We start from the raw sequence: 14080 nt of genomic DNA, 5'->3' as shown, positions 1-14080 counted from the left end.
CCAAATGTTGATAAGTTGATATCTGTTCCCGGTTTATTCCGGCCGGAAGTTTATTTTTGCAAATGGCGCATTTTGCGCCTGCTTAAAATTGTATTCTATTATAAATGGCAGAACCAGTTAATTATAGTGAAGATAGTATCCGCTCCCTCGATTGGAAGGAGCACATCCGTTTACGCCCGGGTATGTATATCGGTAAGCTGGGCGACGGCTCCGCTTATGACGATGGCGTATACGTTTTGCTGAAGGAGATTGTAGATAACTCGATAGATGAGTTTGTGATGGGATCGGGCCGGAGTATTGATATCAATATGAGCGATCATAAGGTATCTGTGCGCGATTATGGCCGTGGTATCCCCCTCGGTAAGGTGATTGATTGCGTATCTAAAATAAATACCGGCGGTAAGTACGATAGCAAGGCCTTCCAGAAATCGGTAGGTTTGAATGGTGTGGGTACCAAAGCGGTAAACGCTTTATCAACTTCATTTATCGTACAATCGTACCGCGACGGCCGCACCAAAATTGCCGAGTTTGCCAAAGGTGAGCTGATTCGTGATGAGCCGGAAAAGGATACTACCCAGCGTAATGGTACGGCTATCAATTTTATGCCCGACGATAGCATTTTCAGGCACTACCGCTTTATCCCGGAGTTTGTGGAGAACATGATCTGGAACTATGTGTTCCTGAACGCCGGTTTAACCATTAACTTTAACAACCAGAAATATTTTTCGGAGCGCGGCCTGTATGATTTGCTTACCCGCAATACTGATCCCGAAACGTTGCGCTACCCCATCATTCACCTGAAAGGTGAAGATATAGAGATAGCCATGACCCACGGGCAGCAATACGGCGAGGAGTATTACTCGTTTGTGAACGGGCAGAACACTACCCAGGGCGGTACCCACCAGGCAGCCTTTCGTGAAGCAGTGGTGAAAACGGTGCGCGAGTTTTATAAAAAGGAATATGATGCGGCCGATATCAGGGCATCGATAGTAGCTGCTATTGCCGTTAAGGTACAGGAGCCGGTGTTCGAATCGCAAACCAAAACCAAACTGGGCTCGCTCAATATTGGTCCGGATGGCCCTTCGGTGCGTGGTTTTGTGAACGACTTTGTTAAGAAGGAGCTTGATAACTACCTGCATAAAAATCCGGCAACGGCCGATGCGCTGCTGAAACGTATCCTGCAATCGGAAAGGGAGCGTAAGGATATAGCGGGCATTAAAAAACTGGCTAACGAGCGCGCCAAAAAGGCATCATTGCATAACCGTAAACTGCGCGATTGTAAGGTGCATTTTGACGATACCCACGAGCGTAAACAGGATACCACACTGTTCATTACCGAGGGCGACTCGGCCAGCGGCTCGATCACCAAATCGCGCGATGTGATGACCCAGGCGGTGTTTAGCCTAAAAGGTAAGCCGCTAAACTGTTTTGGCCTGACCAAAAAAGTGGTTTACGAAAACGAAGAATTTAACCTGTTGCAACACGCCCTTAATATTGAGGATGGGTTGGATGGCCTGCGTTACAACAACATTGTGATAGCTACCGATGCCGATGTTGACGGTATGCACATCCGCCTGCTACTCATGACCTTCTTTTTGCAGTTTTTCCCCGATCTGGTAAAGGCCGGTCACGTATCTATCCTGCAAACGCCGCTGTTCAGGGTGCGTAATAAAAAGGAAACCATTTACTGCTACAGCGATGAAGAGCGCCGTAACGCTATAGCCAAATTGGGTAACAAGCCCGAGATTACCCGGTTTAAAGGCTTGGGTGAGATCTCGCCCGAAGAGTTTGGCCTGTTTATTGGCAAGGACATGCGCCTTGACCCGGTTATTTTGCGCGACGCCAACGTAAAAAACCTGCTGGAATATTTTATGGGTAAAAACACCCCAACCCGCCAGATGCATATTGTAAACAATTTAAGGGTTGAAAAAGATGATGAAAGTATTAACCCCACAATAAAAGAAGCTGAGGTGGCTGAAGAGTTGCCGGTGGCGGTGTAAGTACAAATATTTCAATTGTATAAAAAGGGGGCTAACGAATCAAATCGTAGCCCCTCTTTTTCGTTTTAGTAATTAAGATGTCGTCCAGCCTGTGGTCGGTGTTTTCACCAGCAACGGCGAAGAGTGTGAGTTTGTATAGATAGTAGCGGAAGGATAATTTTACATCCCGTTTCGCGGCACCCAGGCCTGGCTTTTAATCAGCCATTTGCCGCTTACCACGCGCAGCACAAACGAAAAGGCGCCCTGCTCTTCAAAGTGTTCGCCGTTTACGGTGCCGGTATATTCAACAGGCGCTACCAGGTAAACAATTTCATCGGTTTGCTGAAAGGTTTTGATGCGTTGCAGATCAACCTTAAAATCTTTTATTTTAAAATCTTTAACTGCCTTTTCAACCGAATTGATCCATTGTACACCGGCCAGCTGACCGTTCCAGGAAAAAGGCGGTTGCTCATCGGCCACAACCGCATTGGGGGCATACAAATCTGATACTTCATCGATACTGAATGTACCGGAAGCTTTAATCACCTTTTCGATGATCTGTTTAACTTCCGGCTTTAATTTAACAACGGTATCGGCAGGAAAACCGGAGCTTGCCGAGGCTTTAACAGCAATAAGCATGCAGAGGCATATCAGGGGGAATAAATGCTTTTTCATGATCTTATTCAATTGTACTACATGCTGTTTTTTAAAGGCCTTTGGATATAAAAATCACTCCGATCAAAATATAAACCGGTTATTACTGCAATAATATCCCGCTGGTATTATCGGCTTTTAGTTTCCATATAATCGATAGTCAAATTACACAACGCTTTAACCCCCAAAGTAAACCCGCTTTCGTCGATATAAAAATCGGGGGTATGGTGCGATGGCGCTTTAACCGGGTCTCCGCCCTTTGGCATGCCACCCAAAAATATGAATAGTCCGGGTACTTTTTCCTGGTAAAAGCTAAAATCTTCCGCCCCGGTTACCGGCGGCCTCAGCAGCACGTTGGCAGCGCCTGCGGTAAGTTGCAGGCTGGGAAGCATTTGCTGTGTAAGCTCGGGATTGTTAAAAGTTACCGGATAATGGTTACTATAGGGTATTTTTACCGTTGCGGTAGCGCCCTGCGCTTCGGCGGTTTTGGTAGCTATCGTGGTTACCTTTTCAATCAGCATTTTTTCATCATCAGGTGTAAACGCGCGCAGCGTACCCAGCATTTCAACCGTTTCGGGAATAATGTTTGAGCGGTTGCCGCCTTTTATAGCGCCCACAGTAACCACAGCCGGGTTTTCGGTAATATTGATATTGCGGCTTACAATAGTTTGCAGGCCGTTAATAATCTGGGCCGATACTACAATAGGGTCTACGCTCGACCAGGGATAAGCGCCATGCGCCGACCTGCCCTTAACCACAATCTGCATGTCATTAACACCTGCCATAGTCCCGCCCGGGCGATAGGTGATTTTGCCAACTTCGGTTTGCGAATTGATATGCAGACCAAAAATAGCGTCAACCTTTGGGTTTTGCAGTACGCCCTCCTTCACCATCTGTTCGGCGCCGCCCTTCTGGCCCGGCTCAACACCTTCTTCTGCGGGTTGAAAAATAAATTTCACTGTACCGTGCAAATCGGCTTTCATTGATGAAAGGATCTGCGCTACAGCCATCAAAATAGCCATGTGCGAATCGTGCCCGCAGGCATGCATCACCCCCACTTCCTGGCCGTTATAGGTTGTTTTTACTTTAGATGCAAAAGGCACATCAACGCGTTCAATAACCGGCAGGCCGTCCATATCTGCCCGGAGGGCAACAACTGGCCCGGGTTTACCGCCTTTTAAAATGCCAACCACCCCGGTGGTGGCCACACCCGTTTGCACCTCCATTCCTAACGATTGCAGGTGTTTGGCGATAATGCCCGAGGTACGTACTTCGTGATTGCCCAGTTCAGGGTGTTCATGAAAATCGCGCCGCCACGCAACCACCTGGCTTTGCAGGGCATCGGCTTTGGCATCTACCTGTTTGCGCAGGGTGCTTTTTTGCGCTGCCGCGTATAGGGAGAGTACCAACAGTAATAGTATAAGGTTTGCTTTCATTACAGTTATTTGCTGCAAGTTAAGATAGCAAAAACAGATTGAATATTTATATTTAACCTGAACTTGAACAATAAAACGATTCAGGTAGCACTCCATTTGGGATTTAGGGTAAGAAAAAATAAAAGCCGCCTACGCTTGCATAGACAGGGCTGACGAGCGCAACGTAAACCAAACTGCATACAAACAGCCCCCTTCAGGGGGCCGGGGGCAAACCAATTTGCACATCAACAGTTTATACACCATGGCCAACAAACCGCTACTTGAATTTACCGACAGGGGTATTTACTGTGCTAAAGGCAATTTTTACATCGACCCGTGGAAACCGGTTGATGATGCCGTGATTACCCATGCCCATGCCGACCATGCCTACTGGGGGCACAAACGTTACCTGGCCCATCATCTGTCGCGTGAGGTGTTGCGGTATCGCCTTGGCGAAATCAACCTGCAAACCGTAGAATTTGGTGAAACCGTACTGAAAAACGGTATAAAGATATCGCTGTACCCTGCCGGCCATGTTATTGGCTCCGCCCAGATCAGGGTTGAACACCAGGGCGAGGTGTGGGTAGTATCCGGCGATTATAAAGTGGAGGATGATGGCATCTCCACGCCGTTTGAACCTGTTAAATGCCATCATTTTATTTCCGAGTGTACGTTTGGCATGCCGGTATACCAGTGGAAGCCCCAGGTACAAACCTTTAACGAGATCAATAACTGGTGGCGAAGCAACCTGCATAACGGCCTTGCTACTGTGCTGGTGGGTTACTCGCTGGGTAAAGCGCAGCGCATCCTCCAAAACCTTGATCTGTTTAACGGCAAGGTTTATACTCATGGTGTTATCGAAAATACCAACGAAGCACTGCGCCGAAATGGTGTACAACTTAACCCTACCGAAAGGATCACCGCCGAAAGTTTAAAAGAGGAAGTGCGTAAAGGCATTATCATAGCGCCGCCCTCATCGGTGGGTACGCCCTGGATGCGCAAATTTCAGCCCTATAGTTTTGGCTACTGCTCCGGATGGATGGCCATTCGCGGGGCCAAACGCCGCCGCGCCGCCGACAGGGGCTTCATACTTTCAGACCATGCCGACTGGGACGGCCTCATCAGCGCCATTGATGCCACCGGCTGCGAGTGTGTTTACCTCACCCACGGCTATACGGCCACCTTTACCAGGTACCTCAATGAGATTGGTTTCAACGCCAAAGAGGTACATACTTTGTATGGCGGGGAAGAAGATACCCCCACCCAGCCTCCCCCGGAAGGGGAGGAGTTGAATGATGTAGCACAAAAGAAAGTCTCCCCTCCCGGGGGAGATTTAGAGGGGGTTGGGGGCCCTGCTATATGAAGGCATTCGCCCAACTTTTTCTCTCGCTTGATGAAACCAATAAAACCAACGAAAAGGTTAAGGTGCTGAAAGACTATTTCAATGCGGTACCTGATACCGATAAAATGCATATGCTGGCCCTTTTTACCGGCAGGCGGCCAAGGCGCCCTATCAACTCAACGCTGGTACGCAACTGGGCCATCGAGGCATCCAACATCCCGGCCTGGCTTTTTGAAGAAAGCTACCAGGTAGTGGGCGACCTGGCCGAAACCATGGCCCTGTTGATGCCTCAAAGCAGCCAAAGTAGCAGTAAAACCCTTACCGAATGGATAGGCGAGATCAACTCGCTGTATGACAAGACCGAAGAAGAGAAAAAAGAGTGGCTGGTGCAAAGCTGGGCCATGCTGGATACCCAGGAGCGCTTTGTATTTAACAAACTGCTTACCGGCAGCTTCAGGGTGGGCGTATCGCAAAATCTGGTTGTCAAAGCCCTTGCCGATATTTCGGGTTTAGATGCCGCAGTGCTTACCCACCGGATTATGGGTAGCTGGTTGCCCGAGACTTACCGCTTTGCACAACTGATGGAAGAGCAGGACGAAGCTGCTAACATTTCCCGTCCTTATCCTTTCTTTTTGGCTTATCCCATACAGGAAACATCCGAAAAGCAGAAAACACCTGCCGAAGTGGGTACAGCTTTGGGCGATGCCTCCGACTGGCAGGCCGAGTGGAAATGGGACGGCATCCGCGCGCAAATGATAAAACGCGGCGGCGAAATTTTTATCTGGAGCCGCGGCGAAGATCTTGCTACCGAAAAATTCCCCGAACTGCACCCTTTTTTAAATGCCCTGCCCGATGGTACGGTGTTAGACGGCGAAATCCTGAGTTTTCAAAATGGGCTGCCCATGCCTTTCAATGTATTGCAAACCCGCATAGGCCGCAAAAACCTCAGTAAAAAAATACTGGAAGAAAGCCCGGTAGCGGTTATCGCTTACGATTGCCTGGAATATGCAGGCGAGGATATCCGCTATAAAACACAATCGGAACGGCGGGACTTGCTGGAGCAGTTGCAGGCCGTAACGCCTTTTCCGGAAGTGTTCCGGATTTCGGCATTGATCAAATTTGATAGCTGGGACGAGTTGGGCACCATCCGCGAACAATCGCGCGCCATGATTGCCGAAGGCATTATGCTGAAACGTAAAAGTGCCGCCTACCAGGTTGGCCGCCGCCGGGGCGACTGGTGGAAATGGAAAATAGACCCGCTCTCTGTCGATGCCGTCATGATCTACGCCCAAAAAGGCCATGGCCGCCGTGCCGACCTGTATACCGACTATACTTTTGCCGTTTGGGACGGCGATAAGCTGGTGCCCTTTGCCAAAGCTTACTCAGGCCTTACCGATGCCGAAATTAATAAGGTAGACTATTTTGTAAAACGCAACACCATCGAAAAATTCGGCCCGGTGCGTACCGTTAAACCCGAGCTTGTGTTTGAAATAGGCTTTGAAGGCATCAATAAATCAACGCGGCATAAATCGGGCATTGCGCTGCGTTTCCCACGCATTTTGCGCTGGCGGCATGATAAACCTAAAGAAGAAGCCGATACCCTCGAAACCCTAAAAGCTTTATTAGGTGAATGATACCGATTTAATTGGTACCTTTGCGCCTTCAAAATTCAAGGCTGCGTAAAAAGGTAGCCGGTTATAAAAAAGCGATATGATAGTTATAAAAAGTTTCCAGGAGTTTGAACAACACATAGGTGAGGAACTGGGTACCTCATCATGGCACAAAATCACCCAGGAGCAGATCAACAAATTTGCCGATGCCACCTTAGATCACCAGTGGATCCATACCGATGCCGAAAAGGCCAAAACTGATAGCCCGTTCAAAACTACTATCGCGCATGGTTACCTTACATTATCGCTTACCCCGTACCTGTGGAAGGAGATTGTGAAGATTGAAAACCTGAAAATGGAAATTAACTACGGCATCGAAAACCTGCGCTTTGCCCAGCCAGCCCTGGTTAACAGCGAAGTACGCCTTAAGGTAAAACTGGCAGGTCTGCTTAACCTGCGCGGTGTAATTAAAGCAACCATGGCCATCGAAATGGAGATTAAAGATCAGCGCAAACCGGCCTTCAGCGGCGATGTTGTGTTTTTATATCACTTTTTAGATTAATTGGATTCTCTGCCTGCCGTCGGTTAAGTCAGAGACTTAACCGATTATTCCCACGGGTTACGCTGCGCTAAACCCGCGGTAGCTTTATTTTGGTTTATTGGGGGCAAGCCAGAAACTTAACCCGTTTTCACCTGGGGTTACGCTGCGTTTAAACCCGCGGCAGATAGTAGTAGTTTTGTGTATATTTATCGCAAAATCACTATCAAACAAAATATGGGTTCATCCAAACAGCTTGTTGAAAATATGTTTAAGGCCGGTGGCATTACCATGAATGGCACAAATCCATGGGACCCGCAGGTACACAACCCAAAACTGTACGACCGCTTGCTTGGCGGCGGTTCGTTAGGTTTTGGTGAAGCATATATGGAAGGCTGGTGGGATTGCGAGGCCCTGGATGAGTTTTTTTTCAGGGTACAGTATCACCGGGTTGATAAAATGCTGCCCCGCGATTTTAACACACTTAAATATTACCTGAAAGCCAAATACCTTAACCAGCAAACCAAATCCAGATCAAAAGAGGTTGTTAAAAGACATTACGACATCGGCAACGATCATTACGAACTGGTACTCGATAAATACATGCAGTATTCATGCGGCTACTGGGGCTATGGCGCCAACACTTTACAGGAAGCCCAGGAAGCCAAACTGGATATGGTATGCCGTAAACTGAAACTGGAACCCGGCATGAAAATGCTCGACCTCGGCTGCGGCTGGGGCGGTTTATCGCAGTTCGCGGCCGAAAGATACGGCGTATCGGTGGTGGGCGTAACCATCTCGGAAGAGCAGGCCGCATACGCCCGCGAAAAATGCAAGGGTTTGCCGGTAGAAATAAGGGTACACGACTATCGTGAACTGAACGACGAATTTGACCGCGTAGCCTGCGTAGCCATGACCGAGCATATAGGTTACCGTAACTATCGTACACTAATGGAAGTGGTTAGCCGAAACCTGAAGCAAGACGGCATTTTCCTGCAACACACCATCGGCGGTAATTACTCAACCAAAATTACCGACCCCTGGATAGATAAGTACATTTTCCCGAACGGCATGCTGCCTTCGGCAGCGCAACTTACAACAGCCTCGCAGGGCTTGTTTGTTTTGGAAGACTGGCACAATTTCGGTACCCATTACGACCGTACCTGTATGGAGTGGCTCAAAAATCTCGACGATACCTGGGATCAACGCGACAGCGCCCGGTACGACGAAACCTTCCACCGGATGTGGCGGTACTATCTCAGCGCCAGCGCGGCTTCATTCCGGTCAAGAAAAAACCATTTGTGGCAGATAGTTTTCACCAAGCCGCTTCACCTGGGCGAATATAAATCGATAAGGTAAGCATAAAAAAGGGGGCTGTATGGTGATACGGCCCCGTTTGTTTATGGGCATTATTTGGTTTCTTCCAAAACCACGCGCTTAAGCGCCATGATATATCCAAAATGCAAGCCCTCGTGAAAAGCGAGAAAGCGGATAGCCTCTTCAATATTGCTTAAGGTTACGCCATACCTGGTAGTCATGGGTTGATAATTACTAAAGATACCTGCATGGTAATCTTCTTCCAGTTTATCAATGGTGGAGATGAAAAGTTCTCTCACCCGGGCAATGTCATCAGCATTCACAAAACCCTGCGGTTTAGTATCCGGGCGATAGGGGGTATAATATTTATCATCAACAACAACAGGTACACCGGCGCGGGTATAGCAAATACCTTGCTGCCCGGAAATGAGGTGTGCCAGGTTCCAGATCGGGTTATTGTTAAAGCCGGTTGGAATGTGGTTTAGTTGTTGGATTGTTAAAGGTTCAATGATGCTCAGCAGCATTAAGCGCGGTTTTTTGATAACCTCAAATTCCTGTTTCATGGTTAAGTATTGTAGTAAAGCCCCGGGGCCTTGCTAAATTATGAAGATTGTGGTATTATTTCGTCAAATTATCACATCACTACAGGGCCGGGCTTTAAGCCTTATATCTTTTATCATACCTTTGCCCATTCATTACTTATCCATTTGATGCAGGATACCTCTTTAAATAGCGCGGCAGTAAAACAAAACAGGTTTATCGTTTACTTTTTGTTGCTGTGGGCCTTGTTAAACGCGGTTCAGGCTTTTACCCTCGAAATTCATGCTGATGAGGCCTATTACTGGGTTTATTCGCGCTTTTTAGATTGGGGTTACTATGACCATCCGCCCATGGTGGCTGTTTACATGAAAGCCGGTTATAGTTTGCTGCATAATGAGTTTGGGGCCAGGCTTTGTACGGTTATCTCCACAACCGTGTCATTGTACCTGATGTGGGTAATGCTTAAGCGTTACCGGGTTAACGCCATTAACTTTATTTTGGTGATTTCGGGGATATTTGTATTTCATATCTACGGTTTCACTACCACGCCCGATGCGCCCCTGCTGTTTTTTACCGTTTTGTTCTTTTATTGCTATCAGCAATACATTGAAAAAGATAGCTTTAAACTGGCCTTGATACTTGGTGTGGTGGTGGCCTGTTTGCTTTACAGCAAGTACCATGGTATATTATTGGTTGTTTTTACGCTCGCTGCTAATGTCAAATTATTAAAACGCGGGTCGTTTTATGCCATTGTGTTGCTGGCTTTGGTGTTGTACGCGCCGCATATTATCTGGCAGGCTAACCATGGTTTCCCTTCATTAAGTTACCACTTGTCCGAGCGATCGGCCGAGGCGTATAACTTTGAGTATACCTATATTTATCCGCTGGGCCAACTGTTAATGGCTGGTCCGCTGATTGGTTGGTTGTTGTTTTATAAGGGATTTAAAGCTAAATCGCAGGATTTGTTTACCCGCACCCTAAAGGTAAACGCTATCGGGATATTGGCTTTCTTTTTCCTTACCTCGTTTAAAGGTGAGGTACAACTGCACTGGACACTGATTGCCTATGTGCCCTTATCTATGATAGTGCTCATCAGTTTTGCACAATCGGGTATAAAACCGGCCTGGTTTAACCGCCTGGCCATCATTAACGTGGTCATGATCGTGATCCTTCGCGTATGCATCATTATCGCTTTCCCGCCTTTATTAAAAGTGGATGCGGTAAGGAGCTTTTTTGGTTTTAAAGAATGGGCCAAACTCATCCGCGAAAAAGCGGGCGATAATTACGTGATTTTTAATGAGGGATTCCAGAATCCATCCAAATACAATTTTTATAACAATACCACCAAAGGCTTTGATTACGACGCGCGTTATTATCGCCGTACCCAATATGATATCTGGCCGATTGAAGACAGCCTGCAACACAAACGGGCTTATGTTGTTAGCGCGGACGTGCCTATGAACGGCGTAACTAACGATTCGTTAAAAATTGATGCCGGAAAATGGTATATGGGTTGGGTTGACGATATCCGTACCTATCAGAAAATAGATTTCCAGGTGCCGTCCTATAAAGAGGTAATGGCACCGGGGGCAAATAAAACTTTTAATCTGGCGTTTACAAACCCCTACGCTTTCCCTATCAGTTTCAGCAACCATAATGTAAAGCATAAGGTATTCCTCGAAGCCTGTATTTTTAAAAAGTTAGACCAGGTGAGCCAGCAGCAAGCCGACAGCACTTTTAACCGTATCGCACTAAAAGCCGGTGAAACCGGTCACTTTAAATTTAATGTAACCGTGCCTAAACAACCGGGCAGATACGAATTGATCTTCTCTATCCGTACCGAACCCTTTGTTGGCGGCCGCAATAACAAGATCATCAATATTACAGTAGAATAATACCATAATTATGTTTAAACGGATATACCTTTTAGCCTTTTTTTCGATTATAACCACAACCGCCGCCCTTGCGCAGGGAAGCCTTGATATACATTTCAACGCGCTCGGTTTTATGGACAACCGCGAGTACAAGGATTTTGTGGCCCGCTCGCGTACCTATTCGGGCGTGCGGACTACGCTTGATCTGGGTTTGAACCTGGATAGTATGAACCACTTTATAGTAGGTGCCAACGGTATCCACGAGTTTGGGGCGAAACCATACTTTTTAAAAGTGAACCCGGTAGCTTACTACAGCTTTACCGGTAAAAACTGGTTGTTTAATGCCGGTGCTTTCCCGAGGGAAGGTTTGCTTGACGATTACCCGCGTGCTTTATTAAATGATACCCTGCGTTATTACCGCCCCAATGTGGAAGGGTTGTTAACCCGTTTCCATAACGCGCATTTTACCGAAACCGCCTGGATTGACTGGGTAAGCCGCCAAACGGTTACCGACCGCGAGCAGTTCCTGTTCGGTTTCTCGGGTAAATACAGGCCAAGCCTTACAGGGCCATTTTATGTAAGCCATTACTTTTTGCTGATGCACGATGCCGGCGCCGAAGTACTGCTGCCTAACGACCATATACAGGATAATGGCGGCGGACAGATCAGATTAGGTTTAGACCTCAGTCATAAAACCATTTTAGATTCGTTATCTATTGAGGCGGGCGGCATGATGTCGTTCGAGCGGGTGCGTGGTGTTGATAATTTCCAGACGCCTAAGGGGTTTGTAGCCAACGCTTACTTAAGCTGGAAGCGCTTTGCCTTGTTCGACGAGTTTTACAAAGGGCAGGGTAGCCATATTATTTATGGCGACGCCTTTTTTGAAAAGAAAACCTACAACCGCCTCGATATTATTTATACGCCGTTTTTATACAAACGTGTAAAAGGCCAGTTTATATTAAGCCTGCACCAGACGCCGGGCTACAGCAGTAACCAGGAAGCCTTCAGGGTAACGGTTGATCTGGGCAGGCGTACCCTGGTAAGGTTTAAAGAATAGTGAATGGTTGATTGAGTTGATTTGGTGAGCTGTTGCCTGTCAACTAACCCATAACAATTTAAAAAACTGTCATTCTGAACGATAGTGAAGAATCTTCTGCGACTTGTAAAGCGGCCATGCACAGCGGCTTTGCATGGGGTAGAAGATTCTTCACTATCGTTCAGGATGACAAATTAGGCCGCACGATTTTTATGTTAAGAACGACAGACTTTTATGGTGTGCCGGCTTATTCAATAAATAGCAAATGTTAACCTTTATAAAACATATACATCATCCATGCAATTAAAAAAACAACTATCAATTTTTATTGTACTGTTGCTCGCGGCGCCTGCAAGGCTGCTGGCACAAGACAATCAGTTTTCGGGCTGGGCGGCTATTTTTCACAGCCACAAATTATCTGAGCATTGGGGCTATTCGTTTGATGGGCAGTTGCGCTCGCACGATGAGGTGAGCTATCTCAAACATATTTTGCTGCGCCCATCGGCTAATTACTATTTCGCTAAAAACAAAGTGGGCGCTTTGGGTTATGCCTACATAGCTACCTATGGCCGTACCCCTGCAAACGAAACAACTTTCAGGCCCGAACACCGTATCTGGCAACAGTATACGTACACGCATAAAGTTGGCAAACACACCGCATTGTCTCACCGGCTAAGATTGGAGCAGCGCTTTTTAGGCAATACCGCCAACGGAAAAAATGATAATTATTTTGCCCAGCGTTTCCGGTATTTCGCCCGTGCCGTGATCCCGATGAAACCGGATTCGGATGTGTTTACCGAAGGAACGTTCCTTGCCCTGCAAAACGAGGCTTTTGTAAACGTGCAGAACAAAAACAAAGTAAATAAACACTTTTTTGATCAGAACCGGGCCTATGTAGCGGTGGGTTACCGTTTCAGCAAAGCCTTTGATGCCGAGGCCGGTTACTTAAACCAATATATTAAACAGGCCGATGCTTACGTGGTAAACCACGTGGCGCAGTTGGCTTTTTATACGAGGTTTTAAGAAGCTTTGTGGTTCTTATCAAACCAATAAAAGATCCCTGCCAGTTAGTTCTGACAGGAATCTTTTGTTCCGGCCTGTGGTCGGTGTTTTCACCGTACCACATGATCTAAAGAGATAACACTAATTGAAACGACTGCATAATGTCCCGAAAGTGGTGCGGTGAAAACACCGACCACAAGCTAAAAGCGACATTGCTTTTATACAATGTCGCTTTTTAAAGTCCTCTCCTCCGGAGGGCGCTAACATACAAATTTACACTACCTTTAGGGTATGGAAGCTCACAAGATATATGATTTGGATAACTTTAGAACCGATATTCACGAGGTAAATAATCTTCTTAAAACCATATCTACCAAATACAATCTTTCAAGTGGATTGCAAGGGGGATGGTTTGACAAAGGTCGTTATTCAATAGGATTAGATTTATCCAAAATTATGAACGATCCAAATAATTTTGTAGCGTTATCCATTCACGCTCTCCCGAATCAAGATAAGTAACTAATAACACTTCCAGGTCTTCGCTTTCAAATATTCCATGCATCTTTAAAGCATCTTCATTTGATTTACCTACCAATATATCAGATATGATAAAATCCATATCTATTGGCGTAGATATTAATATTCTATCTATAGTATTTGCCCCTGCTGTAAACCCATTTCCAGTACCGTAAGAATAACCAACTTTAACGTCTGCGTTATCTAACTTGTCTTTTGCTTCTTTGTAATTCATACCCCAAATTTACACTATTAGG

General features: G+C 46.6%; 12 protein-coding genes. 8 read left to right on the top strand and 4 right to left on the bottom strand.

The window, feature by feature from the left end; genetic code table 11:
* Positions 1 to 104 precede the first annotated feature (104 nt).
* Positions 105 to 2000: a DNA topoisomerase IV subunit B gene (locus LX99_RS24410; protein ID WP_109610803.1), complete on the top strand. Its 1896-nt coding sequence runs from the start codon at positions 105 to 107 to the stop codon at positions 1998 to 2000.
* A gap of 159 nt (positions 2001 to 2159) precedes the next feature.
* Here LX99_RS24410 and LX99_RS24405 read toward each other — a convergent pair whose 3' ends face one another.
* Together LX99_RS24405 and LX99_RS24400 are read right to left on the bottom strand one after the other, a co-directional pair.
* Positions 2160 to 2654 (bottom strand): nuclear transport factor 2 family protein, encoded by a 495-nt coding sequence (locus tag LX99_RS24405; protein WP_109610801.1) that lies wholly within the window; start codon positions 2652 to 2654, stop codon positions 2160 to 2162.
* Between the two features lie 107 nt (positions 2655 to 2761).
* Positions 2762 to 4069, bottom strand: coding sequence for an amidohydrolase (locus LX99_RS24400; RefSeq protein ID WP_109610798.1), 1308 nt, complete (start codon positions 4067 to 4069; stop codon positions 2762 to 2764).
* Between the two features lie 241 nt (positions 4070 to 4310).
* Here LX99_RS24400 and LX99_RS24395 point away from each other — a divergent pair, with 241 nt between their 5' ends.
* From LX99_RS24395 to cfa, 4 genes are all read left to right on the top strand, one after another.
* A complete protein-coding gene (locus tag LX99_RS24395; protein WP_109610795.1) occupies positions 4311 to 5411 on the top strand; it encodes a ligase-associated DNA damage response exonuclease in 1101 nt (366 codons plus the stop codon).
* Positions 5408 to 7024 (top strand): ATP-dependent DNA ligase, encoded by a 1617-nt coding sequence (locus tag LX99_RS24390; protein WP_109610793.1) that lies wholly within the window; start codon positions 5408 to 5410, stop codon positions 7022 to 7024. The genes LX99_RS24395 and LX99_RS24390 overlap by 4 nt, the downstream gene beginning before the upstream one ends.
* A gap of 76 nt (positions 7025 to 7100) precedes the next feature.
* Positions 7101 to 7562, top strand: coding sequence for a MaoC family dehydratase (locus LX99_RS24385; protein ID WP_022829747.1), 462 nt, complete (start codon positions 7101 to 7103; stop codon positions 7560 to 7562).
* Between the two features lie 213 nt (positions 7563 to 7775).
* Positions 7776 to 8897: a cyclopropane fatty acyl phospholipid synthase gene (cfa, locus tag LX99_RS24380; RefSeq protein ID WP_109610791.1), complete on the top strand. Its 1122-nt coding sequence runs from the start codon at positions 7776 to 7778 to the stop codon at positions 8895 to 8897.
* Between the two features lie 50 nt (positions 8898 to 8947).
* On the opposite strand, the gene LX99_RS24375 is transcribed toward cfa, so the two are convergent.
* Positions 8948 to 9418, bottom strand: a complete 471-nt coding sequence (locus tag LX99_RS24375; protein ID WP_109610789.1) for a DinB family protein — start codon at positions 9416 to 9418, stop codon at positions 8948 to 8950.
* A gap of 30 nt (positions 9419 to 9448) precedes the next feature.
* Between LX99_RS24375 and LX99_RS24370 the strand changes: the two genes are divergently transcribed.
* From LX99_RS24370 to LX99_RS24360, 3 genes are all read left to right on the top strand, one after another.
* The gene (locus tag LX99_RS24370) at positions 9449 to 11290 is read left to right on the top strand and encodes an ArnT family glycosyltransferase (protein WP_146203213.1); all 1842 of its coding nucleotides are present in this window, start codon (positions 9449 to 9451) and stop codon (positions 11288 to 11290) included.
* Between the two features lie 10 nt (positions 11291 to 11300).
* Complete coding sequence (locus tag LX99_RS24365) at positions 11301 to 12326, top strand: hypothetical protein (protein WP_109610784.1); 1026 nt, start codon at positions 11301 to 11303, stop codon at positions 12324 to 12326.
* 276 nt (positions 12327 to 12602) lie between these two features.
* The gene (locus LX99_RS24360; protein ID WP_109610782.1) at positions 12603 to 13328 is read left to right on the top strand and encodes a DUF2490 domain-containing protein; all 726 of its coding nucleotides are present in this window, start codon (positions 12603 to 12605) and stop codon (positions 13326 to 13328) included.
* 433 nt (positions 13329 to 13761) lie between these two features.
* On the opposite strand, the gene LX99_RS24355 is transcribed toward LX99_RS24360, so the two are convergent.
* Complete coding sequence (locus tag LX99_RS24355; protein WP_109610780.1) at positions 13762 to 14058, bottom strand: hypothetical protein; 297 nt, start codon at positions 14056 to 14058, stop codon at positions 13762 to 13764.
* Positions 14059 to 14080 lie beyond the last annotated feature (22 nt).

Source organism: Mucilaginibacter oryzae (assembly GCF_003148845.1).
Classification (GTDB): domain Bacteria; phylum Bacteroidota; class Bacteroidia; order Sphingobacteriales; family Sphingobacteriaceae; genus Mucilaginibacter; species Mucilaginibacter oryzae.
Note: the sequence above shows the minus strand (reverse complement) of the source record. Positions and strands in the feature narration are given on the sequence as shown.